This is a genomic window from Rhizobium sp. ZW T2_16, from assembly GCF_044987325.1.
Lineage (GTDB): Bacteria > Pseudomonadota > Alphaproteobacteria > Rhizobiales > Rhizobiaceae > Neorhizobium > Neorhizobium cellulosilyticum.
This window is the reverse complement of record NZ_JBJDRG010000003.1, coordinates 485796-511220: the sequence shown is the minus strand read 5'-3', so window position 1 is coordinate 511220 and position 25425 is coordinate 485796. Positions and strand designations below refer to the sequence as shown.

The following is a 25425-nucleotide window of genomic DNA, read 5'->3' as shown; positions in this document are numbered from 1 at the left end:
GATGTTCCGCAATGCAAGCTCCACCGATCTGCCGGCAATCATCACGCTTCTGGCGGATGATCCGATCGGCGCAACTAGAGAGGTTGCGTCCAAGGAGATGGATCAAGCCTACTTGGAGGCTTTCGCCGCAATCGAAGCCGATCCCAACCAATTGCTGGCCGTTGCCGTCGATGACGATGGAAAGGTGATCGGCTGCCTGCAGCTCTCCTTCATTCCCGGCTTGTCACGCAAGGGCATGTGGCGAGGCCAGATCGAAAGCGTGAGGATTGCTGCAAGCCATCGTGGCGGCGGATTGGGCGCCGCCATGATCGAGTGGGCGGTCGAGCAGGCGAAAGAAAAGGGCTGCGGCCTTGTGCAACTGACGTCGGACAAACGGCGGCCAGATGCTATCCGTTTTTATGAAAGACAAGGTTTCGTCGCGAGCCACGAGGGGCTGAAACTCGACTTATCTTAACTTGGCCTTGAGCGAGGCATCCGGATAGCATGTTGGAGAAATGCCGGCCTTTGCCTGCCAGTCGCCGAGCGAGCGGCGGGTCTTGAAGCCCGGCAATCCGTCGACATTGCCGACATCATAACCCTTGGCGACCAGCGCCTTCTGCATCGCAAGTACATCGGAGCGCAGCATCTTGCCGACATCGCCCCACTTGGCCTGGAACGGGCCGCCACCGTAAGCGATGCGATCAGCCAGATTGCCGATGAACAGCGCATAGAGGTCGGAATTGTTATATTCCTTCAGCACATAGAAATTCGGCGTGACGATGAATTCCGGCCCGTTTCTCCCTGCGGGAAGCAGCATCATCCCCGGCGCTTTCATTTCCGAAGCCGGAAAAGCCTTGCCGGAAATCCGCGTGATCCCGGTCGAATTCCAGGCGGAGATCGGCTTGGCAAGGTCCGGCCCTTCCTGCGCGCAGGAGACATTGGCGGGAATCGACACTTCGAAGCCCCAGTCGCGACCGCGCTGCCAGCCTTCATGCCTCAGATAGTTGGCTATGGAGGCGAGCGTGTCCGGCACCGAGTTCCAGATATCCGGATGGCCGTCCTTGTCGAAGTCGACGGCATATTTCAGATAGCTCGTGGGCATGAACTGCGGCTGGCCGAGCGCTCCGGCCCATGATCCCTTCATCGTCGCAGCACTGACATCGCCGCGCTCGATCATGGTCAGCGCCGCGATCAGTTCTTCACGGAACATCGGCTTGCGGGTCGACATGAAGGCCTTGGTGGCCAGCACCTCGACCGCTGAATAGGGCAGTTTCGCCTTTCCGAAACCGGATTCACGGCCCCAGACAGCGATGATGATCTCGCCCGGCACACCATAGGCCGCTTCGATCTTCTTCAGACCGGCGGCATAGGTGCCGGCCAGTCCGCGCCCGGCCAAGCCCAGCGTCTGCAGCCGGTTCTCGTTGAAGTAAGCGCCGGGAGAAGAAAATTCCGCCTGGCTCTGGTCCTGCTGCTTCGGCGGTTTGGAGCCTGGCGGAACGAGATCGGGCAGGCTCCAATTGAGCTTGATCCCGTCAAATGCCGCGCGCAGCGTCTTGTCCGAAATCCCCGCCTTTCGCGCCTCCGGTCCAAGATCGGTCGCGATCCACTGCTGGAACTGGCGCTCAACATCCGGCCGGTTCTGGGCGAAAGCGGGGAGAGGCGAGACGATGGCGGTGAGGGCCAGAAGCAGTGCTGCGGCGCGACGGCGGATACCCCCCTCTGCCCTGCCGGGCATCTCCCCCACACGGAGGGAGATCAGATGGGCGCGCTGGCCTGCCTCGTTCAACGGCAGTGCTGCCGCACAGCGTTTCGAAATTTGGGAATGGTGGTCGTGATGCTTGTGATCTCCCCCCTTGTGGGGGAGATGCCCGGCAGGGCAGAGGGGGGCTTGCTTCACCATCGTCGTCCTCCTCGAAAAATGTCAGATCGCCGTCCGTGCTCGCAGCGCTGCCGTCAGCGTGCCCTCGTCGAGATAATCGAGTTCGCCGCCGACCGGCACGCCATGGGCAAGCCGCGTTATCTTGACGTTGAAATCGGAAAGCTGGTCGGTGATGTAATGGGCCGTCGTCTGCCCTTCGACAGTCGCATTGACCGCGATGATGATCTCCTTCACCGTCCCTTCACTGACGCGATCGACAAGTGCGCGGATGTTCAGGTCATCGGGACCGACGCCATCGAGCGGCGACAGCGTGCCGCCAAGAACGTGATAGGCGGCGTTCATCGCGCCGGCGCGTTCCAGCGCCCAGAGATCGGAAACGTCTTCGCAGATGATCAGCATCGAGTGGTCACGGCGAATGTCGGTGCAGACGGTGCAGGGATCTGACGTATCGACGTTGCCGCAACGCGAGCAGATCTTCACCTTGTCATAGGCCTCGCCCATCGCGAGCGAGAGCGGGCCGAGCAACTGATCTTTCTTCTTGATCAGATGCAGCGCCGCCCGGCGGGCAGACCGCGGACCAAGGCCCGGGACTTTTGCCAGAAGCTGGATGAGTTTTTCGATTTCGGGGCCGGTGACTCGCTTTGCCATGTGCTTCCTTTAGCCCATATGTCGGTTGAACGGAAAGACCGAAGGACCAGGACCCGCATGAAACTTGTCGCGATCTGCATCGGCCACGCGCAGCGTTTGCCGGGAAAGAGTTACAAGACGGGCATCTACAAGGCACCGGTCAACGGTCAGGTGCTGATCGACAAAGTCGGTCTGGTTGGAGATGCCGTCTGCAACAGGAAACATCACGGCGGGCCGGATCAGGCGATCTTGCTCGAAGGATCGCTGACACTTGACTGGTGGGCGGCAGAACTCGGGCGCGACCTGCCGCCCGGAACATTCGGCGAGAACCTTGTCATCAAGGGCCTCGACAATCGGGACGTGGCGGTGGGAGACAGGTTTCATGTGGGCGATGTCGTGCTTGAAGCCACCTCTCCGCGTTCGCCCTGCAATACGCTTACTGCTCGAATCGGCGATCCGGTATTTGGCAGGACCGTTCTCAAATCAGGTCGCCCCGGCATTTATTGCAGGGTTATCAACCCGGGGATGATCCAGGCAGGACACGATGTGAGTTACGAATTCTATCGCGGCGAGCGTGTACCTGTTGCCGAGCTTCTGGCGTCGATGGGGCAAAAGCTGTCTGAGGCCGAGACGCTCCGTTTTCTGTCCGCGCCGATCGCGAGCCGCTGGAGAGAACGGTTTCAGCCGACCGTATAATATATCACGAAACCGTGATCTATGGTGATATGGTTGCTTGGGTTTAAGGCCCTATACCGCTTGATTGATGGCTATGCGGAGCTTTGTATGAGTTTTTTGAGACGCATCCCTTTCGGGTTCATGTCCGGCGCGCTGGTCGCGTATCTTGCGGCGTCAGGTCTGGCTGCGGCCGAGGAAACCGATGTAGAGCATTCGATTTTCGCATTCGGCGGAGCGATGGTTGATGGCGACATGGCCGAAGCGGCCAACCCTTTCGGCGTTGGCTACGAGAACCGACCGATCTTCGGCATCGGCTACCAGTTCCTTCCCTATAGCATCGGTTCAGTAAAGCTGGGCCTTGAGGCAGGCCTTGCCGGGCGGTTCAACGGCAATACCAATGCGGAGATCTGGGGCGGTGTTGTCGGTCGTTACGATGCGATCGAGATTGCCAATACACTCCGCATCATTCCCTCATTCACCTTCGGCATCAGCCATGTGACCGGTACGATGAGCGGGCGTGAAAGACGCAATGAAATCGAGCGCGACGGCGATGCCTCGACGCTTTTCTATCTTGGGCCGGAACTGAGTTTCAGCAGCGTCGCGAAACCGGAGCTAGAGCTTTTCTGGCGCCTGCATCACCGCTCCGGCGCCTGGGGCACGCTTGGCGACATGCATGGCGGCTCCAACGCCAATGTCGTCGGCGTCAGGTATAATTTCTGAGTTTTATCGGGTCGCGATGGCGGCAGCCGCACCGGCCATGGTGCCGGCCGAGATGCGGTTGGCAAGCTTCAGCGCGCGCGGGCTTTTCAGAAATTGCCGCGCCTTGTTCGCCAGCGTGATCCAGACGATATCGACGGTCGCAAGCACGATCAGCATGGCGGCGACCAGTTCCAGCCAGCCGATCAGCGTGACGCCGTTAAGATCGATGATCGACGGCAAAAGCGCGACATAGAACATCATGATCTTCGGGTTGCCGAGTGTCACGGTCAGCCCGGCGAAGAACATCCTCGCCGCAGAGCGGCTTTCCGGCAGTTGGCCGTCAGCGCCGTCCGTTCTGGCAAACCACATTTTCCAGGCGAGATAGAGAAGATAGGCGACGCCGATCCACTTGATTGCGACGAAGACGGGCTGAAAACTTTCGGCGATAGCGGAAAGGCCGGCAACCGCAAAGGATAGCCATACGGTCTCCCCCACCCACATCGCCATCAGGAAGGGCAAAACGTCACGCCAGCCCTTTGTCAGCACGCGCGAGACGAGCGCGGCGATGCTGGGGCCGGGAGAGCCCGCCGCGACGAACAGCGCGGCGGCAAATACGAGCACGGAAGCCAATGTCATCGGAACCGCCCTTCTCGAGACAGGATTAGAACGGCAGCTTCATGCCGGGCGGGATCGGCAGGCCGGCGGTCAGTTCCTTGGTCTTTTCGGCGGTAATCTGCTCGGCGCGATCCTTGGCCGACTTGTGTGCGGCAACGATCAGGTCTTCGAGTATCTCGATATCGTCTTCCTTGAACAGCGAAGGATCGATCTTCAGGCCGAGTATTTCGCCCTTGCCGTTCATCTTGACGGTCACGAGACCACCGCCAGCCGTGCCTTCGACTTCGAGAGCAGCGATATCCGCCTGCATCTTCTCCATCTTGGCCTGCATTTCCTTGACCTTGCCCATCATGCCCATGATGTCGCGCATCGGTAATTCCTCTTCTTCTCTTATAGCTCGATGTCGTCGCCGGGCAGGATATCGCCCTCGGCGGATTCCGCGATGGCCGGCGCCGGCGCATCCTCGACCTCGTTGTCTTCCTCAAGCACACGGATCCTGACGTCGGTGATCTTGGCGCCCGGAAATTGCGACAGGATCGCTGCGACATCCGGATCGGCGCGCGCATCGGTCATCCGTGCTTCGCGAGCGCTGGCATCAGCCTCCACCAGCGTCGGCTCGCCTTCGTCCTTGCTGAGCGTAACTATCCAGTGGATGCCGGTCCATTCCTTCAGCTTGACGCCGAGTTCACCGGGCAGCGTGCCGGGACCGCCATCCGTCATGCGGATATCGAGGCGGCCGGGCTCGATCTTCACCAGCCGGACGAAATTGCGCACCAGCGCCTTCAGCCTCGGGTCGCGGTTCTCGGTGCAGAGGTCAACGACATCGTGCAGCGAACGGACGGCAACCTTCGGCTCCGGCCTCTCGGACGGGCGTTCCTCGATGCGGCCGACGGGCATTTCCCGTGTCGTCGTGTTCGGCACCGCCTGCAGCATGGCCGTCGGTCCGCCGGAAGGAGCGCGCTGGCCGCCATCAAAGCCGCGGGCGTTGACGATCGTCTGCTGCGCCATCTGCGGGCCGCGCCCGCCGCCATTTCCGCCGCCGCCATTGGGCGTCGGCTGGCCATCGCCATTGGCAAAATCAGCAAGCCGCCGCGCCGCATCTTCGGGGGAGGGAAGCGATGCCGCATGCGTCAGCCGGATCAGCACCATTTCGGCAGCACCTGCCGGGCGCGAAGAGCTTTCCGCTTCCGGAATACCCTTCAACAGCATCTGCCAGATACGCGACAGCGCGCTGACCGCAACATTTTCGGAAAACTCCTGGCCGCGCACGCGCTCCACTTCGCTCAGCGAAGGATCGTCGGCAGCTTCGGGAATATATTTGAACCGGGTGACCAGATGGGTGAAATCGGCCAGATCCGTCAGGACGACGACCGGATTGGCGCCGGCCTCGTATTGAGCGTTGAATTCGGAAAGTGCAGCCGTGATATCGCCCTTCACGATATGCTCGAACAGGTCGACGATGCGGGCGCGGTCGGCAAGGCCCAGCATGCCGCGCACGGTATCCGCATGCACGCTGCCGCCGCCATGGGCGATCGACTGGTCGAGCAGCGAAAGGCCGTCGCGGGCGGAGCCTTCGGCGGCACGCGCGATCATCGCCAATGCTTCCTGCTCGGCAGGCACGCCTTCCTTCTCCAGAATGGTGGTAAACAGGCCGACCAGATCGGCAGCGCTGATACGGCGCAGATCAAAACGCTGGCAGCGGGAAAGGACAGTGATCGGAACCTTGCGGATTTCCGTCGTCGCGAAAATGAACTTCACATGTTCCGGCGGCTCTTCGAGTGTCTTCAACAGCCCGTTGAAGGCCTGCGTCGAGAGCATGTGCACTTCGTCGATAATATAGACCTTGTAGCGCGCCGAAACCGGGCGATAGCGCACCTGCTCGATGATCTCTCTGATATCGTCGATACCGGTATGAGACGCAGCGTCCATCTCGATCACGTCGACATGCCGGCCTTCCATGATCGCCTGGCAATGTTCGCCGGGTTCACGCAGGTCGATCGTCGGGCGGTCGATTTCGGCCGTCTTGTAGTTAAGTCCGCGGGCGAGAATTCGTGCGGTGGTCGTTTTTCCCACCCCGCGTACGCCCGTCAGCATATAGGCCTGGGCGATACGGCCGGTCTCGAACGCATTCGTCAGCGTCCGTACCATCGGTTCCTGACCGACCATCAGGTCGGAGAAATCCTTCGGCCGATACTTGCGGGCGAGAACCCGATATCCCGTGCTGCCCGAAGGGGCAGGGGATGAGGGATTGATTGATGTCGGCCCGCTGTCGCTCATAAGGTCCTGACTATAGGCCCTCGGGCCTGTACGGGCCATTCCGGCAGTCAGGCGATCTTGACCGGACCGGGCGTTGACCAAGATGAGAAGGTGGGAGGCTGGCACGGCGACCCGTGCCTGGCTCGTTAGGGCTGCTTCCTTCCGGACCTGACCCGGTTGGCGAGTGGCTCGTCCACCACCAACCTCCCGCCGCACATATCGGCAATAATGCTTCCAAATGCAAGCCAACCCTGTAAAAAACTGTCAGTATCGAAAATCACAACACCGAAAATGCCGGGAGGATCGCTTGAGCGCCTTTGAACTGGATCCACGGCTTGCCAGGGATACCGAGCTTGTGGAGAGCTTCGGCCTCTGTCAGCTCAGGATGATGAAGGACAGCCGCTGGCCTTGGTTCATGCTGGTGCCGCAGCGCAATGATGTGAGCGAGCTGTTCGAGCTGACGCCGCTCGACCAGGCGCTTCTGACCTTCGAGACCAATATGGTGGCGGCCGCGCTGAAAAAGGCGACAGGGGCCGAAAAGATCAATGTGGCTGCGATCGGCAATATCGTTCGCCAGCTGCATGTGCATATCGTCGCACGGTTCGACCGTGACCCGAACTGGCCGGGACCGATCTGGGGTTATGGCCAGGCGGAACCTTATGAAGATACAGCCAAGCAATTATTGATCAAAAGCCTGACGGAAAATCTCGTATCATGACAAGAAAACTTTTCGAGACGGATGCGCCCCATCCGGAGCCCGGCAACCTGACGGCCTTTTCCGGCAACAGGCTCGACCGTCGGGGCGAATATCGCGCCGACGACTGCGTTAGCGAGGCGCTGGCGATCGAGGGGACCCATATTCTCGCCTTCGCCGGTGCAAAGCTCATCCTCAAACATGACGAACAGGTTCTGGACCCGCTTTTCGCGGCTTACGAACTGGCGGAACTGAAGCCCGATTTCGACAATGCCATCCTGCTCGGCTACCGCGAAAACGGTGAGCCGCGCGTGGCGATTCCCGTTAATGTCCCGGCGGAAGAACTTGCCGGCCAGTACAAGCCCACGGATGCCCGCGCGCTCTACCGCGAAGCGCTGATCGACGCGGAGCTGCAGGGCGAGGTCGCTCAGGCGATCTCGCTTCTCTCCTGGAACGCGGCCAACCGCTTCTGCGGCAAATGCGGCTCGCCGACTGAAATGAAGATCGGCGGCTACAAGCGCGTCTGCACCCAGTGCCAGCACATGATGTTTCCTCGCACCGATCCGGTCGTCATCATGCTGACGGTCGATGTCGAGAACGATCGCTGCTTGCTCGGCCGCAGCCATCATTTTCAGGAGGGCATGTATTCCTGCCTCGCCGGTTTCGTCGAACCGGGCGAAACGATCGAGCATGCGGTTCGCCGCGAGACGGTCGAGGAATCGGGCATCGAGGTCGGTCGCGTGCGGTATCACGCTTCCCAGCCCTGGCCCATGCCGCACTCGCTGATGATTGGCTGTTATTCGGAAGCGATTTCGACAGAGATCACCATCGATCCGCAGGAAATGTCGGATGTCCGCTGGTTTACCCGTGACGAAGTCAGGCACATGCTCGACGCCGGCCCGGATACAAAACCCTTCGGCCCTGCCAGCGGCGCGATCGCCTATCGGCTGATGAAGGACTGGATCGATTGGCCGTATGAGCAATCGGGCGTCGCTTGAGTAACAGTTCCGTGGCCTGTGCGAGCAGGCTAGAAATCGGAGGCACCTGATGACAGTGGCCCGCTCGGAGCGTCTTCTGGTGCTTCTGCAGGTCATGCGGCGGTATCGGCAGCCGGTCAGCGGTGCGACGCTTGCCGCCGAAACCGGCGTCAGCCTCCGCACGCTCTACCGCGATATCGCCAGCCTGCAGGCACAAGGGGCCTTGATCGAGGGGGAAGCCGGGCTCGGCTACATCCTGAAGCCCGGTTTCATGCTGCCGCCGATGATGTTTTCGCAAGAGGAGATCGAGGCTCTCGTGCTCGGCTCCCGCTGGGTTGCGAAAATGGCTGATCCGATACTCGCGGCCGGCGCCGTGGACGCGCTGCAGAAGATCGCCGCAGTCCTGCCGGTCGAACTCAGCGAAGAGATCGATAATTCCACTTTGCTCGTAGCAGCGCCACGAAACAGAGAAGACAGGAGCGATCTGGCGATGATCCGCAAGGCGATCCGCGCCGAACACATGCTCGACCTCGCCTACAGGGATGAAAAGGGCGCGCTGACCGAGCGCCGCGTCTGGCCTTTTGCGCTCGGTTTTTTCGATAGCGTGCGGGTTATGATCGGCTGGTGCGAGCTGCGACAGGGATTTCGCCATTTCCGCACGGACCGCATCGTCTCCGCGGTCTCGACAGGAAAGCGTTACCCGCGCCGCCGCCCGGCACTGCTGAAAGAGTGGCGACGGTCAGAAGGCATTTCCGCGCCCGGCTAGGGCTGCTGACAGAATTTGACAGCATGATGCGATAGATTCGGGTCAGTCTCAACAAGGAGCACTGACATGGTTCACCCTGATTTCACTATTCTTTTCGTCGATAATCCGTTCGTAAGCGCCGCATTTTACCGCGATCTGCTCGGTGTCGAACCAGTGGAAAGCTCGCCGACATTCGCGTTGTTTATCCTGTCCAACGGCATGAAGCTCGGTCTGTGGTCGCGCCACACGGCACAGCCGGCGGTGACCGCGGGAAGCGGCTCCATGGAAATCTGCTACCGGCTCGAAAAAACCGCTGATGTCGATCGCACCTATAGCGATTGGGCGAAGAAGGGCCTGCGCGTGCTGCAGACACCGGCGGAACTGGACTTCGGCTATACCTTCGTCGCGACCGATCCCGATGGTCATCGCCTGCGCGTCTATGCCAGGAGCGAAACGGCCTGAAACACAAAAGGCGGCGTTGAACACGCCGCCTTTTGCAAATCCCTTACTAGTCTTAGTCTTCCGATGCCTCGTTCCGGCTTGGCGCGTTGAAGCGCCTTATGCTTTCTGCAGCGCGCCGCGCATCGGGTGTCCCTTGTAGCTGCCGAGGATGCGGACCTTTTCCGAGAAGAACCGGAGTTCCTCCAGCGCCCGGCGCACCGGCGCGTCATCCGGATGGCCTTCGATATCGGCATAGAACTGGGTGGCGACGAACTTGCCACCCAGCTGGTAGCTTTCGAGCTTCGTCATGTTGATGCCGTTGGTCGCAAAACCGCCCATCGCCTTGTAGAGGGCTGCCGGGATGTTGCGCACATTGAAGACGAAGGTCGTGACGATCACGTCTTCCGGATTGTTCCGTTGTACCCACTTCTCGTCGCGCGACAGAACGACGAAGCGGGTTACGTTGTTTTCCGTATCCTCGACGTTTTCGGCCAGGATCTCGAGCTTGTAGAGATCCGCGGCAAGCCGCGGCGCAAGTGCCGCCATCGAGTGATCGCCCTTTTCAGCCACCATCTTGGCAGCCCCCGCCGTATCGCCGGCAACAACGGCTTTCCAGCCGTTCGAGCGGATGATTTTGCGGCATTGGCCCAGCGCATGGATATGGCTGTGAACCGTGCGGATCTCGTCATGCTTCACACCCGGCAGAACCATCAGCTGGAAGCGAATCGGCATGAAATATTCACCGATAATATGCAGCCGCGATTCCGGCAGCAGCGTGTGGATGTCCGCCACGCGCCCGGCAATCGTGTTCTCGATCGGGATCATCGCCAGATCGGCCTCGCCGCTTTCGAGCGCCTGGAAGGCATCTTCGAAGGTCGCGCAGGGCAGCGGCTCCATATCGGGAAACATGTCGCGGCAAGCCATGTCGGAATTGGCGCCGTAGTCGCCCTGGAAGGCAATGCGATTGGTCAGCGTGGTCATCGGGTGCCTCTTTTTCAGGATTGGCGCGACGTCAGGATTGCACGGGCTTTCTCAAGGTCGGCAGGGGTGTCGACGCCGAGCGGGATCGAGTGCACGATTTCGGCATCGATCCGCATGCCGGCCTCGAGTGCCCGAAGCTGCTCCAGCCGCTCGCGCATTTCCAACGGGGACGGGCCGAGCGCGACGAATTTTTCCAGAGCCGCGCGGCGATAGGTGTAAAGGCCGATGTGATGGTAAAGCGGGCCATCACCATAGGGAGCGGTCGCGCGGGTGAAATAGAGTGCCTTCAGCCGGGTTTCGGAAATCGGCGAGCCGACGATCTTCACCACATTCGGATTGGTTTTCTCGTGTTCGTCGGTGATTTCGACGGTCAGAGTCGCGATATCGGTCGAGGGATTGTCGAGAAGCGGTCGAAGTGAAGCACGTACCACGTCCGCCTCGATCGTCGGCAGGTCGCCCTGGACGTTGATGACGAATTCCGCCTTGCCATCCGGGTCGGCCTTCTGCAGCGCCTCGTAGATGCGATCCGAGCCGGACTGGTGATCCTGGCGGGTCATGACGACATCGAAACCGGCTGCCTTGACGACATCGAACACGGCCTGATCGTCGACCGCCACGACAACGCGCCCGGCTTTTGCTTCCTCGGCGCGCTTTGCCACCTGAACGATCATCGGCAGGCCGGCGATGTCGGCGAGCGGCTTGTTCGGCAGTCGGGTCGAGGCCATTCGGGCCGGGATCAGGACCAGTGTTTTTTCTGCTGCCGGTTGTGTCATCGAAGGCCTTCTATTCTCGCGTCAAGAGTGTCAAATAGTCTCATGCGGCGCGTTTTGTTTCCAATTGCAACGATTTGGCAAAAGACATAGCTTCCGCGCGATTGCAAGATGGCCGTTTGTACCGCAAGTTGGTCCAGAGGGTAGTCAACGAGATGGGAAGGAGCTCTGGATGAACCCCTACGTGAATATGTCGGTTGGTGCGTTGCTTGCCACTGTTTTCGTGATGATGTCGGTTTCGATCGCTTCGGAGGGGATTTTTCACTCTCCCGTTCCTGAAAAGGAAGGTTTCGCGATTGCCGCTGCGGAGGAAGCATCGGGCGGCGAAGCAGCCGGCGCAGAAGCCGCACCCGCTGCCGTGCCTGTTGGCCAGCTCATGGCGAGCGCAGATGCCACCGCCGGCGCCGCCGTTTTCAAGAAGTGTCAGAGCTGTCACTCCATCGAGAAGGGAGGGCCGAACAAGGTTGGTCCTGACCTCTGGGGTCTTGTGAACCGTCCGGTCGCTACGCACGAGGGTTTTTCTTATTCTGCTGGGATGAAGGATTTTTCCAAGGGTGGCCAGGAAACCTGGACCTTCGATCATCTCAACCACTTCCTTGCCGGCCCGAAGGCTTATGTAAAGGGCACGGCCATGGGCTTTGCCGGTATCAAGAACGACAAGGAGCGCGCCAATCTGCTCGCCTATATACGCGAGCAGTCCGACAGCCCGGCGCCGCTGCCGGATCCGAACGCACCGGAACCAGCTACGAACTGATTTTACTTCTTGAGTTCCTAAGAGATAACGCCCGGCTCAGCCGGGCGTTTTGCATTCTGCCTCCGGTCAGGAAAGCAGCCAGGCCCACATGCTGACGGAGATGACACCGAAAGCGGTTGTGATGCTGATGACGGAAGCGGCAAGGCACTGGCTGGAGCGGAAACGCTGTGCAATCAGCCAGGCATTGATGCCTGTCGGAACGGAAGAGGTCAGAACCAGCGCAGCGGTCCAGTCCGGCCGTAGGTTCAGTAGCTGGCAGGCCGCAAATACGGACGCCGGCATCAGGAATAGCTTGAGCACGGCCGCGGTAGAGGAGAGCCCCAGATCGCCCTTGATCGGATAACGCGTCAGCGCCATCCCGATCGAAATCAGTGCGGCCGGGCTGGCAGAGCCGGCAATCTGGTCGACGACCAGGGCAACTGGTGCGTTCATTGACAGGCCGGAAAGATTGAAGGCAAGTCCGAGTGTCAAGGCGATGACGAGCGGATTGCGCGCAAGGTTTGTCCCTACCTGCTTGAGTACGGCGACAATACCGCGGGCAGCCGTGCCATCTACCTTGGCTGAGGCGCTTTCCATAAGCACCGTACCGACAATCATCATGATCGGCAGATGGATTGCGAGAAGGATGGAGATGGCAACAAGCCCATCCTGTCCGACGATATGATCGACCAGCGGAAGGCCGATGAAGACATTATTGGCGAAGCTTGCCGACATGCCTGCAATCACGGCAACTTTGGCGTCCCGCCCGAAGGCGCGTTTTGCCATAAAAGCCCCGATGGTCCAGGTGATCGCGACACCTATAAAATAGGCGGTCCACAGTCTGAAGGGCGAAACGCCTTCGAAATGCGCGGTTGCTAGCGTGCGGAAGATCAGCATGGGAACGGCGATCTTGAAGACAAATTCGCCCAGCGCATCACCGGTCTCCGCTTTGAGAAGTCCGGATTTGGCGATCAGCCAGCCGAGCAGAATGAGAATGAAGACCGGGAGGACATTGGCGAGGACGAGCGACACGGTAGGACCTTGGAATATTCCGATCCTATGCGTCTAGCGCATAAGCTTCCGAGCAACAAATGCATATATGCAACCGTGCTCTGATCCAGATCTATAATGGAATGAAAAATCCGGCAGTCAGCCGCCAGTACATCCGTGGCAGCCAACCTTACCGGACGGGATCAACATATGCGAAAACCGTGACGGCCAGATGACAGATGATAAACCTGAACCAACTCGATGCACGGCTGGGATGGATGCAAGAACATTTGTTCTTCCCTTGGGCGGAAAAGGCCACTACCCATGGCGCAGCTTGAACGCAAAAGGATGAAGAGTGAATGCCAAAGTTCGACGTGCTGACCATCGGCAACGCCATCGTCGATATCCTCGCCCGTTGCGAGGATTCGTTTCTTGAAGACAATGCGATCATCAAGGGCGCCATGAACCTTATCGATGCCGAGCGCGCCGAATTTCTTTATTCAAAGATGGGACCTGCGGTCGAGGCGTCGGGTGGTTCGGCCGGCAATACCGCTGCCGGCATTGCAGGTTTCGGGGGCAAGGCCGCCTATTTCGGCAAGGTTGCCGAGGATCAGCTGGGCCAGATCTTCCAGCACGACATCCGCGCGCAGGGCGTTCATTACCAGACAAAGCCTGATGGTCTTCATCCCCCCACGGCTCGTTCGATGATCTTCGTCACGCCCGATGGCGAGCGTTCGATGAACACCTATCTCGGCGCCTGCGTCGAACTTGGCCCCGAACATGTCGAGGAAGAAGTCGTCGCCGAAGCCAAGGTCACCTATTTCGAGGGTTATCTCTGGGATCCGCCGCGTGCCAAGGATGCTATTCGCGAGGCAGCTCGCATTGCCCACGCGCATGGCCGTGAAGTGTCCATGACGCTCTCCGACCCCTTCTGTGTTGGGCGCTACCGCTCGGAATTCCTCGATTTGATGACGTCCGGCACAGTCGATATCGTCTTTGCCAACAAGCACGAACTGCTGTCGCTCTACGAGACGGAAGACTTCGAACTGGCTCTCGGCAAGATCGCCGCAGACTGCAAGCTGGCCGCGGTCACGCTCAGCGAAGAGGGCGCCGTCATCGTTCGCGGTAGTGAGCGGGTAAAAATCGATGCCTATGCAATCGACGAACTGGTCGATACGACTGGCGCCGGTGATCTCTTCGCCTCCGGCTTCCTTTATGGCTACACGCAGGGTCGTTCGCTGGAAGATTGCGGCAAGCTCGGTTGCCTCGCTGCAGCCGAAGTTATCCAGCAGATCGGCCCACGTCCGCTGGTATCGCTGAAAGAGGCAGCAGCCGAGGCAGGCCTTATTTAAAGGCTTCGCCCGGGTAAACGCCCCAGACTTCGCCCTGGGCTACCCAGCCCTCGGCACCACCGGTTTCCGCCTGGCACCAGTCACCGTTGCATTCCTTGATGGTAAGCTGAACGCCCGGCTGAAGCTTGGCTGTGATTGCGGCCGAGCTTTGCGGGTCGCGTCGCATGTTAACATAGATGTCCTGGCCCTTGCCGCGCATCCATGGAGCCGCGACGGCCGTACGCTCGCCCGAAAGCAGCGCCTGGTTCACCCAGCCCTCGGTACCCTCGGCGTCACGCACGCGCCGCCAGTTGTCGTATTCCTGGATGATTTCCATGGGCGTACCTGCCTTCATGTACATCCATGAAACCGCATAGTCGGTGCTCGGCCCGATACGGATATTGACTTTCTTTGATTTCAGGCTGGCAAAACGCGGTAGCGGCAGGCCGCTCGCACCTTTTGCAGCACCCTGTGCATAGACTGGGACGATGGCGGAAAGCGTTGCGATCAGGGGAAAGCAGATGGCTACGATGATGATGATGAGGCGGCGCATTGTGTGGATCCTGACTGACGATCCGCGGATGTGCTTCATGGCCCGTTTGCGAGGTTTTGTTTGTCTTCGCCGGTGGGTCTGCTAGAACGCCCAAGGATAGGATCGACTATCGCGCGACTTGGTTAATGACCTGCTAAAATTGCGGTGGCGGAGCGATGACTGCGAAGAAAAGACCCAGGGTTTATATCACGCGCAAGCTGCCGGACGCCGTCGAGACGCGCATGCGCGAACTCTTCGACGCCGAGCTCAACATCGATGACCGGCCGCGTTCACGCGAAGAGCTTGCTGCTGCGATGGCGAGTGTCGACGTACTTGTACCGACAATCGCGGACAAGATCGATGCCGAGCTTCTGGCCTCAGCAGGCCCGCAACTGAAGCTTATTGCCGGTTTTTCCAACGGTACGGATCACATCGATGTCGATGCGGCGGCTGAGAAAGGCATTACCGTTACCAATACGCCGAACGTCCTGACCGAGGACACGGCGGATATGACGATGGCGCTCATCCTCGCCGTCAACCGTCGCCTTGCGGAAGGCTCTCGTATTCTGACCGACAATCCCGGTGATTGGGCCGGCTGGAGCCCGACCTGGATGCTCGGACGCCGGATCTGGGGCAAACGCATCGGTATTATCGGGATGGGTCGGATCGGCACTGCGGTCGCAAGACGCGCCAAGGCTTTCGGTCTTTCCATCCACTATCACAACCGCAAGCCTGTCAATCAGGCGACCGAGAGCGAACTGGAGGCGACCTATTGGGACAGCCTCGATCAGATGCTGGCCCGTGTCGATATCGTTTCGGTCAATTGCCCGTCGACGCCCGGCACCTTTCATCTTGTGTCAGCCCGGCGTCTGGCGCTGATGCAGCCCACGGCGATCATCGTCAACACGGCGCGTGGTGACATCATCGACGAGATGGCGATGATCAAGCTTCTGCGTGAAGACAAGATCGCCGGTGCTGGTCTCGACGTTTATCAGAACGAGCCCGCGATCAACCCGAAACTCGTCAAGCTTGCGAATGAAGGCAAGGTCGTTCTGTTGCCCCATATGGGTTCGGCCACGATCGAGGGCCGGATCGACATGGGCGATAAGGTCATCATCAATATCCGAGCCTTTTTCGACGGCCACCGTCCGCCGAATCGCGTTTTACCCGGCAGAAACTGAATTCAGGCCGGGATCGGCTCAAGCTGCTTGCGCATCTCGATGAAGGTGACCCTGTCGAAACCCGGATGGGACTTTTCTGCGGTCTTCTGAAATCCCCAACGGCCGAAAGTCGTGTGATTGCCGACAAGCTCGATGCGCGTTTCCAGCCTGAGCGTCGGCAGGTTCATGCTCTGCGCAGTGTCTTCTGCAATGGCAAGCAGCCGGCGCCCGACGCCCTTGCCTTGCTGGCCCGGCGCCACGGCCAGTTTCCCGACATAAAGGCAATCGGTTTCGGGTTTCAGGAACACGCACCCGACCAGACGGGTTTCCTCCAGTGCGGCAAAGGCAATCTCGCTCGTGGCCTTTTGCGCCAGCGAAGCAAGTGTCAGCCGATGCGCCGAGGAGGGCGGATCGACGATCTCGTCCATGTAGGAGAAGGACGAGAGGATAAGTGCCAGCAATTCATCCCAGCGGCCAAAGCCGTTGTCGATCCTGATAATATCGATCATTCTGCCGACGACCTCTTCCTGCGTTTGTATCTGATCGTGTCGAACCGGGCCGAAAGCGCGTCGTAGAGCATAAGGCGGCCGACCAGCGGTTCGCCGATGCCGGTGATCAGCTTTATGACTTCCATCGCCATAAGCGTACCAATGACGCCGGTAAGCGCCCCGACCACGCCGGTCTCGGCGCAGGCCGGGATCAGACCCTCCGGCGGCTTTTCGGGAAACAGGTCGCGATAGGTCGGGTTGAGCACGCCGTCCGTGCTGCTCTCATAGGGCTTGAGCGCCGTCACAGAACCATCGAAGCGCCCGACGGCACCGGTGACGAGCGGGATTTTCGCTGCCTCTGCCGCGTCGGCTGCGGCATAGCGCGTATCGAAATTGTCTGAGCCATCGACGAGCAGATCGAAGCGCGGCAGGTGCTGCATCGCCCATTCGGGCGAAAACCGTTCCTCGAAATCGACGACCCGGACATGCGGATTGAGGCGGGCGATCTTGTCGCGCGCGCTCTTCGTCTTCATTTCACCGATCGTGCCGGAATCATGGATCACCTGACGCTGCAGATTTGAGAGCGACACGCGGTCGTCGTCGGCGATGCCGATCGTGCCGATACCGGCTGCTGCGAGATATTCCAGCACGGGGGCGCCAAGACCACCGGCACCGATCACCAGAACACGGGCGGCTTTCAGCTTCTGCTGGCCGGTTCCGCCGATTTCCGGCAACAGGATATGGCGTTTGTAACGTTCGATCTCGTCCGGCGTCAGGGCCGAGGTCGTTGATCGCGAGGATTGGTTTTCCATAATCGATCTCATAGCACCACCACCTCCATCGGGTAAGCGTCTTCCTTATGCGGTTGACGACGTGACGCTTCCATGGGTGACCGTGAAGAACTGCGCCCGATCGCCGAGTGCGGCAAACATCGATCGGTCGGTGCCGGTCATGAATGCCTGCCCGCCCAGCCCGTCCACCAGATCGAACAATGTCGCCCGCCGCCCCTCATCGAGATGCGCGGCTATTTCATCCAGCAGCAGGATCGGCGCGAAACCCGTCATGTCGGCCGTCAATCTTGCATGGGCAAGAATGAGCCCGATCAGCAGTGCCTTCTGTTCTCCGGTCGAGCATCGCGAAGCCTCGATATCCTTCTCCTGATGGCGCACGAGAAGATCGACGCGGTGCGGGCCTTCGAGTGTGCGGCCGGCGGCCGCGTCGCGCCCGCGGCCGTTGCGCAGAGAGATAAGGTAATCCTCTTCCAGATCAGCTGCCGGGCGATCCATGCCGCCATCCATGAAACCTTCGAGTGCCAGCGCCGGTGTCGGAAACGGTGTGTCTGCGGAATTGACCGAGAGAGACTGCAGCAGGCCCAGCATTTCATGCCGTGCGGCAGCCATGGCTATCCCGAGTTCGGCCATCTGCGTTTCAATCGCCGTCAGCCACGAAGGATCGAAGCGCCCTTCCGAAAGAAGCCTGTTGCGGCTGCGCATGGCGCGTTCGAAATCGCTCGCCCGACGGGCATGGGTGGGATCGAGTGACAGGACAAGCCGGTCGAGAAACCGTCGCCTGTCCGATGACGAGCCGGTAAACAGCCCATCCATCGACGGCGTCAGCCACAACACGTTCAGATGGTCGGAAAGCTCCTCGGTGGATTTGGCCGGCGTGCTGTTGATCCTCAGCTTGCGACTGACGCTTTCGCCGTCTCCAGGTTCTGTTCCGGTGCCGATTGCAACCTCGCCCTGCATTCCATCGAGATCGACGAATATGGCAAAACCGCCGTCCGCACCGACCCGCGTCACGTCGGTCAGCACCGCCCGCCTGAAGCCGCGCCCCGGTGACAGGAAGGATATCGCCTCCATCAGATTGGTTTTGCCGGCACCGTTTTCCCCCGTCAGCACCACATGCCTGCTGTCGAGCGCCAGCGAAGCCGCGGCGTAGTTGCGGAAGTCGGTGAGCTTGAGCCGGGAGATGGAAGTCTTTTGCACCATGGGAAATCGCGGTTTGCCGTTGCACAGGAGCTAAGGATTTGTGCGGCAGAACGCAAGCGATTGGATTGTGAGGCCGGCGGCAGGCAATGTGATGCGCCTCGCAATTTAAGTCTCGAATTATTGTCCGTTAGTATATCGGCAACAAGTTATGATTAATGAAAGCTTAGGGTGATTGGATAATGGCGTATTAAACTTTGGCGCGCATGCTTCATTCAAAAGCGATACCACGTGAATCCGCGAAGCGGCTCAAGATTTAACCGGGGGAAACAATGAGAAGCCAAGACCAGAAGGCAGCACTTGCCGAGCGCCTGAATTTCGTCGGCCTCGGAGAAACGGAACGTCGCCATCTCGCGAACGTCCAGCCGATCGTCAAGGACGCTGTTGGTCCGGCGCTCGACGCTTTCTACCAGAAGGCAAAGGCGCATCCTCACACTGCAAAATTCTTTTCCAGCGACGCTCATGTCTCTCATGCCAAGGAGCGTCAGGCCAGCCACTGGGACGTGATCTCGTCCGGCCGTTACGATGGAGATTATGTCGAGGCGGTTTCCGCCATCGGCAGGACCCATGCCCGGCTTGGTCTGGAGCCACGCTGGTATATCGGCGGTTATGCTCTCATTCTCGACGGTATCATTCGCGCAGTCATTGCCAGGGAGATGAAGGGCTTCTTCCTCGACAAGAAGGCTGGCGTGCTGGCCGATCACCTTTCGGCAGTCGTCAAGGCGGCTATGGTCGATATGGACTATGCCATTTCGGTTTATCTGGAAGCGCTGGAAGACGGCCGCAGGAAAGTCGAAGCCGAACGTATAGCTGCCAAGCAGGAGCAGGATGGTGCTCTGGATGCGCTGGGCCAGGCGCTGAAAAGTCTTTCAGGCGGGGATCTGACAGCAGAGCTTCATCAGGAACTGGCACCGAATTTTCATGCGCTGAAGACGAATTACAATTCCTCCATTGCGGCACTCGATGCGGCTATGGGAGAAATAAACCAGTCCGTCGGACAGGTCCGTGCGGAAGTCGGCGATATCTCGTCCGCTGCCGACAACATGGCCAAGCGCACCGAGCAGCAGGCCGCATCGCTCGAAGAGACTGCGGCAGCGCTTGAGCAGATCACGTCGCTCTCCGGCCAGTCGGCGCGGCGGACGCAGGAAGTGCAGAGCATCATCCGCGAATCGGCATTGGAGACCCAGAAGAACGGAGAGGTTGTCCATCAGGCGATCTCCGCCATGGACGATATTGCCGAATCGTCACAGAAGATGACCCAGATCATCGGCGCCATCGACGAGATTGCGTTCCAGACAAACCTCCTGGCATTGAATGCCGGTGTCGAGGCGGCGCGTGCCGGCGAGCAGGGCAAGGGTTTTGCAGTAGTTGCTCAGGAAGTGCGTGAACTGGCACAGAGATCCGCTGCTGCTGCCAAGGAAATCAAGGAACTGATCGATCGCTCCGCCGGTGACGTGCAGCGCGGCGTCGGTCTCGTCAACCGGGCCGGTGAAGCGCTGACCGGCATCGGCACGCGGGTGAAGGCGATCGACGAACATATAACCCTGATCGCCCATTCGGCACAGGAGCAGGCATCCGGCATCGATCAGATCAATGCGTCCGTCCGCAGCATGGACCAGATCACCCAGCAGAATGCTGCGCTGATGGAAGAAACGAATGCCGCAGCCCAGAGCCTTGTCGGCATCAGCGGCAGTCTTGCGGCGCTGGTGACGCGTTTCAGAACGAGCGGTTCGGCAAGTGTTTATCAGGAGCGTCCCAGGCTCCGTGCCTGATCGAAGGCTGGACCGCGTCACAGGCATCCTCTACATCCCCGACTAGACAGGTTGGAAGATGAGAGGATTGCCGCCGTGAGCGACGAGACGAGACTGGTGCAGCTGGAAGAACTCGCTGCCCATCAGGCCAAGGTGATCGATGAACTGTCCGACCAACTTGCCGAGCAATGGAAAGTGGTTGAGCAGACCCGTGCCAAACTCGATCGGTTGACCGAACGGTTTCTGACACTGGAGGAATCGACCCGCGAGGCGGCGCCAGTGACGAGGCCTCCGCATTACTGATCAGAGCAACTCCGGCAAACGCGGGACTGGTCCTGTGCTCGCAACTGCTTGGAAGCAAATAGATAGAGTGGTTTCGTATTTCGAGGAAAGGCGAAAAAACCTTAAGCAGACGCACGGCGAAATCGCCTGAGCGCTATATATTCCCAGAGCGCTACGCCAAGAAGAATGGCTGCGGCCATAAGCTGAAGCAGGAAATTTTCTGCGTAGGGAACAAAAATAAACCCCGCGAGAATGGCCGTGATTCCGGCGCAATGCGACCATGGCAGGCTGCGCGACGATACCGTCTTCATCCATAGGGTGCCGGCAAGAAACAGCAGCGGGCCGCCGAGAATTGCCAGCGCGTTGGCGTGATCACTCTGGTTGTGCGGATGCGTGAGCGTGAAATCCTCTCCCACCGCGGTCAGGATAATGCCTGCTACGATCGGTAGGTGCCCGTAGGTGAAAAGATGGTCGGCTGTGTTTTGCGGCTCGGTCGCATCTTCCGCTGTGTCTGCGGCGCGTTCCTGTCCGTCGTGGAAATAAATCCACCACATCAAAACGGTTGTCAGGAATGCCAGGACGAGAACCAAAAAGATGATGCTACCCTCATCGGCGTGGTCAGAGGCGGTCTTGCCGGTGGTGATGATCGTTTCGCCGAGCGCGATAATGACAAAAAGGGCGCATCGTTCGGCGAGGTGTTCGCCGTTTACATCAAGTGTTTCGGCAGGCGAGGCGCCGATCCCCGGCGTCCAGTAGCGAACGAGGGGTGCCGAATATTCGATTGCCAGTGCTGCGATCCAGAACACGGCGCGGCTTTCCGGACTGACGAGACCGCCAGCGACCCAGAAAGCGCTGGAGACGAGCAGCCACATCGTGATGCGCGCGAATGTCATGAACGACCTGGCGTCGGTCCCTTTGAATGCATAGAGCGCGAACAACGAACGGCTGAGCTGCATCGCCGCATAGGCCAGTGCGAAGACCAGCCCCGCCTCACCAAAGGCTTTGGGAAGGGCAATCGCCAGTACGATACCGAGAAACATCAGCCAAAACAGAAGCAATCTCACCGGCACGACTTCGGCATCGAGCAGGTTGGTCACCCATGTCGTGTGGATCCACACCCACCAGAGTGCGAAAATGAAGATCAGGGCATCGAATGCAATCCCAAAGGAGAAATCCGATGCCAGCGTCTGTGACAGCTGGATCAGCGCGAAGACAAAAACAAGGTCGAAAAACAGTTCGGGAAAGCTCGCCTTGGTCGATTCGGCGTCGTCCTTGCGCAGCCAGTGATGTTTGCCTTCAGCCATTCTCGTTTTTATCCTTCATTGCATGGCAAGCCGAAGGATGGATTTAGGGCGGCGAATCATAAGTGGAGAGGATGATCGGGAATATTTGCTGGGCTAACGGGGATAGGAAAACAAAAAGGCCGGGCAAGCCCGACCTTTCCAATCCCGTTCATTGCGCCAGTACATCCGTGGTCACGTCAAACGGGTCAAGCATTCCGTCTCGGCTGCGTTTCTGATCGTTATGACCGCGCAGCTCTGTGGCACTCATCATCTCTGAAACAGGTTAATCGATCGTTAAGTGAATCCATTGCCCGTTTCGAAATGGCACGGTTGACCGTATTCGTTCCAGTATTTGTCGGAAATGCTGTTGGATTTTAAATGGGATGGCGCTCAGGTCGTTTCAAGACGTCGCCGGGACCGATAAGTGACGGTGATCTGGAAGCTCGCGGCGACCGGGTCGCCGCGAGCAAAGCTTTATTAGGCAGCCTGCAGCTGGTCAGCTGCAACCTTGCCGGAACGGCGGTCCGTTACCAGCTCGAAGGAGAGCTTCTGGCCGTCCTGAAGCTGGCCGAGGCCTGCACGCTCAACAGCGGAAATGTGAACGAAAACGTCCGCACCGCCATCATCAGGAGAAATGAATCCGTAACCCTTGGTCGCATTGAACCACTTAACTGTACCCGTCGCCATATCGATGCCTTTCTTTGCAATGACCGACAGCCCCTCCCGGAAAACCGGAAGGAACAGATTGAACTTCGAACTTTGCAGAGTAGAACGTCGCAAGCGTGGCAGTAGCCCGGTGCTGGCCATCAGACAAATTTCGATCATACGCACTTAGGGCTTGCCCCAATGTTCGTCAAGATTGATGCGATGCTGCGGGTACGTATCGGGTTGACACTGCAATCTTTAAGGGTAATCGCAAAGGTCTATATATATCAACGGCTTGATGGTTAGAAGCCAGCATTGAATGTGCTAGGTCGTACTCTAGATCGCTGTGATAAAGGCATTAAATACAGAAAACCCGGCGCGGGAGGAGGTGCGCCGGGTTTCTGAAACTGACCAACAACCGGGAGGAGGAGGTGTTGCTGGTCCCATCGAGGACACTGGGAGGAGGAGTGCGTCCGTCGATGATTTGACTATACAGGAGGCGAGCCTAAAAAACAGCCATAATTACGCACCGCAGTATTGCGCGTCGCGCATGGCTGCATACGGCTTGCCTAAGAACGATTCATGCGCAATGTTCGCGACATGAGTCTCCTTTCGGTCCAAGCCTTTTTCGCGCAGCGCGCGCCAAACATCAAAGTAATCGTTACCGAAGCCAGTTCCGCGACGGTTCCTCTGGCTGCTGCCGCACACGGGGTAGAGCCGGATCAAATTGCCAAAAGCATATGTTTGCGCGCTGGCGAGGAAACCATGATCGTAGTGATGGCTGGCACTTCTCGCTTGGACAACAAGAAGTTCCGTTCCCGCTTCGGTACCAAGCCACGCATGCTCGGTGGGGAAGAGGTGGTTGAAATTACCGGCCACCCGGTCGGCGGCGTATGCCCCTTCGGATTGGCTTCGCCGCTATCGGTGTATTGCGACATATCTCTCAAGCGCTTCGACGAAGTCGTGCCAGCTGCCGGTGCTACCAATTCGGCAGTTCGGATCGATCCTGTCCAACTGGTAGAGTTGACGGGCGCCGTCTGGATCGACGTCGCCCAAGATGTCGTTGCGGCTAGTGAAATATCATCGCTGTGAAGGCAATCAGAAGCGGTCGCCCAGATAGCGCTGGTACCATGCCTGCTTGCTTTCCGCAGAGGCCGAAGCGACGGCATAACCGATTGCAAATCCTACCGCACCGATAAGGGTGAATAGCGTTGTAGTCGCCGCTGGGTGTTCTTTGATCGTACCTGCTACCGAATTGGCTTCCGAAGAGACATAATTTGCCGCACTGCTGGCACGATCTGCAACGCGCTCGTAAACCTCGCCAGTCTTTTCCGACATAAGGGCACGCAACCTGGATATCTCGGAACGCAGGCCCTGAATCTCTTGGGCGATTGCGCTGTCGCTCGGCTGATGATCGAATGAAGCGATAGCGTTTTCGCGGGTAAAGCTTTTGACTGACTCTGCCATTCCGGCCTCCATCATCTTGATCTTGGAGACCGTTCAACTTTCGACGCGACGATTAGGTTCCGTGGTCCGTCAAAATACCGCGCAAGAATTGGGACAGACTGCAATCAGCGCGTTTGTATCAACGCGCCGGCCAGAGCTTCCAACTGCTCTTTTTCAGCGGAACCTTTCTGAAGCGAGTTCACCAGAATCAGTGCGAGTGCTTCACCATCAGCGCTCGCCTTGTCGATGCCATGCTCAGCGCATGTTTCATCAAAGACTTGCTGTACAAGGGTGAGCTGTTCCGGATTAACCGGATTTCGGATCAACTGAGTCGGCATCAAACCCTCGCGTCGCGGTTGGGACCCAATGGCAGACAAGTCAGTTCCCGACTTTGCCTGGGCAGGTCAAAAAGCACGAGCACAGCCCTGCGAATTGCAAGCCTGTGTCAGCGAAATGTCCTTACCCGGGCGGCAATCTGATATCCGGTTGATAAAATGGCAACAACAAGTTAGCGCGGGTACGATTTGGGGGTTAAAAAACGCTGCCTGTTTTCTATCGCGATATGTAATCGGGTTCGGGCGGCGCAATACAGCGCTGCCGCCCGAAAGGCCTGAAACCAATTTAGGCCATGCCAGCCGGATCACCTGTCGGCAACAGAGCCGGATCAAGCACAGGATCCTGGGGGTTCTTGTTGTCGCCCTTGTCCTTCGCAGGTGTCAGGGGTGGCTTTTCCTGGATCCTGTCCGGCACTCCCCCGGTAGGTGTTGGCCCCCGTGGCGTATCTGCCGTCGGATTGGGGATCGGATCTCTGTTCGGCATCACAACCTCCTTTTCTGGATTTCATAGAACCCAACGGAGATCGGCTGACTAGGTTCCAGCTCTATTGCGGCTTGCTGCGCCGGACAAATGCCCGGCGTAGGGCATCGGTTATTGAGTGGCTTTCTGGCTATCAGCGGCAGGGTCGCTTGGTTGCCCCGCCTGCTTCATCTCCTGCTGCACTGGAGTGGAAGCAATGCTTGCGGTGGTGATTTCCTTGTCCACCGCATTGGAAGCCGTCACTTTATGACCGGCACAATCCGCAAGTGCTGCGGATGACGTGAGGCCCATGACGGCAGCGACGACGAGAAATGTCTTCATGTCCATTCTCCTTTCGCTTGTTGCGCTGAGGAGGATAACAAGTAATCTCCAGCTGCCCAAATCACGAATACGCGTAAGCCTTGTGTAATCGACACGCAACGTCGTAGGACACAGTCACATCAGCTTCTGCAAGACCTCTCGGCCGACAAAGATATCCGTCTTGCCCGCTTCGTGTTCAGGATGGCTGAACTCGAAGACGAGTTTCTCGGACATTTCCAAGGCCTGCTTGAGATTGACGAGTGCTACTGGCACTCGTTGGTCGCCGTTCCGAACGACAGCCTCGAAGATTTTGTTCATGGCTCCCTCCCCGAGCGCTGAACG

Annotated in this window: 32 protein-coding genes and 1 other RNA gene; 13 read left to right on the top strand and 20 right to left on the bottom strand. The window is 58.9% G+C overall.

The window, feature by feature from the left end; genetic code table 11:
- Window position 1: 1 nt before the first annotated feature.
- Window positions 2-454, top strand: a complete 453-nt coding sequence (locus tag ACI3K0_RS12450; protein ID WP_183823896.1) for a GNAT family N-acetyltransferase — start codon at window positions 2-4, stop codon at window positions 452-454.
- Here ACI3K0_RS12450 and ACI3K0_RS12445 read toward each other — a convergent pair.
- Both ACI3K0_RS12445 and recR read right to left on the bottom strand, forming a co-directional pair.
- Window positions 446-1714, bottom strand: coding sequence for a lytic murein transglycosylase (locus ACI3K0_RS12445; protein ID WP_183824166.1), 1269 nt, complete (start codon window positions 1712-1714; stop codon window positions 446-448). The genes ACI3K0_RS12450 and ACI3K0_RS12445 overlap by 9 nt on opposite strands.
- Before the next feature lie 186 nt (window positions 1715-1900).
- Window positions 1901-2506, bottom strand: a complete 606-nt coding sequence (gene recR, locus ACI3K0_RS12440) for a recombination mediator RecR (RefSeq protein WP_183823894.1) — start codon at window positions 2504-2506, stop codon at window positions 1901-1903.
- 57 nt (window positions 2507-2563) lie between these two features.
- Between recR and ACI3K0_RS12435 the strand changes: the two genes are divergently transcribed.
- Together ACI3K0_RS12435 and ACI3K0_RS12430 are read left to right on the top strand one after the other, a co-directional pair.
- A complete protein-coding gene (locus tag ACI3K0_RS12435; RefSeq protein WP_183823892.1) occupies window positions 2564-3181 on the top strand; it encodes an MOSC domain-containing protein in 618 nt (205 codons plus the stop codon).
- 87 nt (window positions 3182-3268) lie between these two features.
- Complete coding sequence (locus tag ACI3K0_RS12430; protein WP_183823890.1) at window positions 3269-3880, top strand: hypothetical protein; 612 nt, start codon at window positions 3269-3271, stop codon at window positions 3878-3880.
- A gap of 3 nt (window positions 3881-3883) precedes the next feature.
- Here the strand turns inward: ACI3K0_RS12430 and ACI3K0_RS12425 are convergent, their stop codons facing one another.
- From ACI3K0_RS12425 to ffs, 4 genes are all read right to left on the bottom strand, one after another.
- The gene (locus ACI3K0_RS12425; protein ID WP_183823888.1) at window positions 3884-4495 is read right to left on the bottom strand and encodes a LysE family translocator; all 612 of its coding nucleotides are present in this window, start codon (window positions 4493-4495) and stop codon (window positions 3884-3886) included.
- A 25-nt stretch (window positions 4496-4520) separates the two neighbouring features.
- A complete protein-coding gene (locus ACI3K0_RS12420) occupies window positions 4521-4844 on the bottom strand; it encodes a YbaB/EbfC family nucleoid-associated protein (RefSeq protein ID WP_183823886.1) in 324 nt (107 codons plus the stop codon).
- A 20-nt stretch (window positions 4845-4864) separates the two neighbouring features.
- The gene (locus ACI3K0_RS12415) at window positions 4865-6751 is read right to left on the bottom strand and encodes a DNA polymerase III subunit gamma/tau (protein ID WP_404945379.1); all 1887 of its coding nucleotides are present in this window, start codon (window positions 6749-6751) and stop codon (window positions 4865-4867) included.
- A gap of 90 nt (window positions 6752-6841) precedes the next feature.
- Window positions 6842-6938: signal recognition particle sRNA small type (ffs, locus tag ACI3K0_RS12410), an RNA gene on the bottom strand.
- A gap of 99 nt (window positions 6939-7037) precedes the next feature.
- Between ffs and ACI3K0_RS12405 the strand changes: the two genes are divergently transcribed.
- The 4 genes from ACI3K0_RS12405 (at window position 7038) to ACI3K0_RS12390 (ending at window position 9608) form a co-directional block, all read left to right on the top strand.
- Entirely contained in the window at window positions 7038-7448 is a 411-nt protein-coding gene (locus ACI3K0_RS12405; protein WP_246435993.1) for an HIT family protein, read from the top strand.
- A complete protein-coding gene (gene nudC / locus ACI3K0_RS12400; protein WP_183823882.1) occupies window positions 7445-8422 on the top strand; it encodes an NAD(+) diphosphatase in 978 nt (325 codons plus the stop codon). Before ACI3K0_RS12405 ends, nudC begins: the two co-directional genes overlap by 4 nt.
- Window positions 8423-8471: 49 nt before the next feature.
- Window positions 8472-9167: a YafY family protein gene (locus ACI3K0_RS12395; RefSeq protein WP_183823880.1), complete on the top strand. Its 696-nt coding sequence runs from the start codon at window positions 8472-8474 to the stop codon at window positions 9165-9167.
- 66 nt (window positions 9168-9233) lie between these two features.
- On the top strand, window positions 9234-9608 hold the full coding sequence (locus ACI3K0_RS12390) for a VOC family protein (RefSeq protein ID WP_183823879.1): 375 nt from the start codon (window positions 9234-9236) through the stop codon (window positions 9606-9608).
- Between the two features lie 96 nt (window positions 9609-9704).
- Here ACI3K0_RS12390 and ACI3K0_RS12385 read toward each other — a convergent pair whose 3' ends face one another.
- Window positions 9705-10568: a prephenate dehydratase gene (locus ACI3K0_RS12385; protein ID WP_148146201.1), complete on the bottom strand. Its 864-nt coding sequence runs from the start codon at window positions 10566-10568 to the stop codon at window positions 9705-9707.
- A 14-nt stretch (window positions 10569-10582) separates the two neighbouring features.
- Window positions 10583-11341, bottom strand: a complete 759-nt coding sequence (locus ACI3K0_RS12380; protein WP_183823878.1) for a 3-deoxy-manno-octulosonate cytidylyltransferase — start codon at window positions 11339-11341, stop codon at window positions 10583-10585.
- A gap of 169 nt (window positions 11342-11510) precedes the next feature.
- Here ACI3K0_RS12380 and ACI3K0_RS12375 point away from each other — a divergent pair, with 169 nt between their 5' ends.
- Entirely contained in the window at window positions 11511-12092 is a 582-nt protein-coding gene (locus ACI3K0_RS12375) for a cytochrome c family protein (RefSeq protein ID WP_148146199.1), read from the top strand.
- Between the two features lie 66 nt (window positions 12093-12158).
- Here the strand turns inward: ACI3K0_RS12375 and ACI3K0_RS12370 are convergent, their stop codons facing one another.
- Window positions 12159-13103 carry an AEC family transporter gene (locus ACI3K0_RS12370; protein ID WP_404945362.1) on the bottom strand — a complete coding sequence of 315 codons (945 nt, stop codon included), beginning with the start codon at window positions 13101-13103 and terminating at the stop codon, window positions 12159-12161.
- A 317-nt stretch (window positions 13104-13420) separates the two neighbouring features.
- On the opposite strand from ACI3K0_RS12370, the gene ACI3K0_RS12365 reads away from it, so the two are divergent.
- Window positions 13421-14413, top strand: a complete 993-nt coding sequence (locus ACI3K0_RS12365; protein ID WP_183823877.1) for an adenosine kinase — start codon at window positions 13421-13423, stop codon at window positions 14411-14413.
- Here ACI3K0_RS12365 and ACI3K0_RS12360 read toward each other — a convergent pair.
- The gene (locus ACI3K0_RS12360; RefSeq protein ID WP_148146196.1) at window positions 14406-14945 is read right to left on the bottom strand and encodes an SH3 domain-containing protein; all 540 of its coding nucleotides are present in this window, start codon (window positions 14943-14945) and stop codon (window positions 14406-14408) included. The genes ACI3K0_RS12365 and ACI3K0_RS12360 overlap by 8 nt on opposite strands.
- A gap of 155 nt (window positions 14946-15100) precedes the next feature.
- Here ACI3K0_RS12360 and ACI3K0_RS12355 point away from each other — a divergent pair, with 155 nt between their 5' ends.
- A complete protein-coding gene (locus tag ACI3K0_RS12355) occupies window positions 15101-16105 on the top strand; it encodes a D-glycerate dehydrogenase (protein WP_183823876.1) in 1005 nt (334 codons plus the stop codon).
- Between the two features lie 2 nt (window positions 16106-16107).
- Here the strand turns inward: ACI3K0_RS12355 and ACI3K0_RS12350 are convergent, their stop codons facing one another.
- Genes ACI3K0_RS12350 through recF form a run of 3 tightly spaced genes read right to left on the bottom strand, consistent with a single transcriptional unit; the run spans window position 16108 to window position 18563 of the window.
- Window positions 16108-16590 carry a GNAT family N-acetyltransferase gene (locus ACI3K0_RS12350; RefSeq protein WP_183824162.1) on the bottom strand — a complete coding sequence of 161 codons (483 nt, stop codon included), beginning with the start codon at window positions 16588-16590 and terminating at the stop codon, window positions 16108-16110.
- Complete coding sequence (locus ACI3K0_RS12345) at window positions 16590-17384, bottom strand: molybdopterin-synthase adenylyltransferase MoeB (protein ID WP_246435991.1); 795 nt, start codon at window positions 17382-17384, stop codon at window positions 16590-16592. Before ACI3K0_RS12345 ends, ACI3K0_RS12350 begins: the two co-directional genes overlap by 1 nt.
- A gap of 45 nt (window positions 17385-17429) precedes the next feature.
- Window positions 17430-18563 carry a DNA replication/repair protein RecF gene (gene recF, locus ACI3K0_RS12340; RefSeq protein WP_404945361.1) on the bottom strand — a complete coding sequence of 378 codons (1134 nt, stop codon included), beginning with the start codon at window positions 18561-18563 and terminating at the stop codon, window positions 17430-17432.
- Window positions 18564-18832: 269 nt separating this feature from the next.
- Between recF and ACI3K0_RS12335 the strand changes: the two genes are divergently transcribed.
- A complete protein-coding gene (locus ACI3K0_RS12335) occupies window positions 18833-20332 on the top strand; it encodes a methyl-accepting chemotaxis protein (protein WP_404945360.1) in 1500 nt (499 codons plus the stop codon).
- Between the two features lie 75 nt (window positions 20333-20407).
- Window positions 20408-20614, top strand: coding sequence for a SlyX family protein (locus ACI3K0_RS12330; protein WP_183823872.1), 207 nt, complete (start codon window positions 20408-20410; stop codon window positions 20612-20614).
- A gap of 101 nt (window positions 20615-20715) precedes the next feature.
- Here the strand turns inward: ACI3K0_RS12330 and ACI3K0_RS12325 are convergent, their stop codons facing one another.
- Both ACI3K0_RS12325 and ACI3K0_RS12320 read right to left on the bottom strand, forming a co-directional pair.
- The gene (locus ACI3K0_RS12325; RefSeq protein ID WP_404945359.1) at window positions 20716-21897 is read right to left on the bottom strand and encodes a low temperature requirement protein A; all 1182 of its coding nucleotides are present in this window, start codon (window positions 21895-21897) and stop codon (window positions 20716-20718) included.
- A 456-nt stretch (window positions 21898-22353) separates the two neighbouring features.
- Window positions 22354-22563, bottom strand: a complete 210-nt coding sequence (locus tag ACI3K0_RS12320; protein ID WP_112459391.1) for a cold-shock protein — start codon at window positions 22561-22563, stop codon at window positions 22354-22356.
- 558 nt (window positions 22564-23121) lie between these two features.
- Between ACI3K0_RS12320 and ACI3K0_RS12315 the strand changes: the two genes are divergently transcribed.
- The gene (locus ACI3K0_RS12315; protein WP_404945378.1) at window positions 23122-23613 is read left to right on the top strand and encodes a YbaK/EbsC family protein; all 492 of its coding nucleotides are present in this window, start codon (window positions 23122-23124) and stop codon (window positions 23611-23613) included.
- A gap of 6 nt (window positions 23614-23619) precedes the next feature.
- On the opposite strand, the gene ACI3K0_RS12310 is transcribed toward ACI3K0_RS12315, so the two are convergent.
- The 5 genes from ACI3K0_RS12310 to ACI3K0_RS12290 all read right to left on the bottom strand — a co-directional run bounded on the left by ACI3K0_RS12310 (window position 23620) and on the right by ACI3K0_RS12290 (window position 25401).
- On the bottom strand, window positions 23620-23988 hold the full coding sequence (locus ACI3K0_RS12310) for a hypothetical protein (protein ID WP_404945358.1): 369 nt from the start codon (window positions 23986-23988) through the stop codon (window positions 23620-23622).
- Window positions 23989-24092: 104 nt separating this feature from the next.
- Window positions 24093-24305, bottom strand: coding sequence for a hypothetical protein (locus tag ACI3K0_RS12305; protein ID WP_148146188.1), 213 nt, complete (start codon window positions 24303-24305; stop codon window positions 24093-24095).
- 283 nt (window positions 24306-24588) lie between these two features.
- Window positions 24589-24786, bottom strand: a complete 198-nt coding sequence (locus ACI3K0_RS12300; protein WP_404945357.1) for a hypothetical protein — start codon at window positions 24784-24786, stop codon at window positions 24589-24591.
- A 108-nt stretch (window positions 24787-24894) separates the two neighbouring features.
- On the bottom strand, window positions 24895-25104 hold the full coding sequence (locus ACI3K0_RS12295; protein ID WP_148146186.1) for a hypothetical protein: 210 nt from the start codon (window positions 25102-25104) through the stop codon (window positions 24895-24897).
- A 114-nt stretch (window positions 25105-25218) separates the two neighbouring features.
- Window positions 25219-25401, bottom strand: coding sequence for a hypothetical protein (locus ACI3K0_RS12290; protein WP_148146185.1), 183 nt, complete (start codon window positions 25399-25401; stop codon window positions 25219-25221).
- Window positions 25402-25425 lie beyond the last annotated feature (24 nt).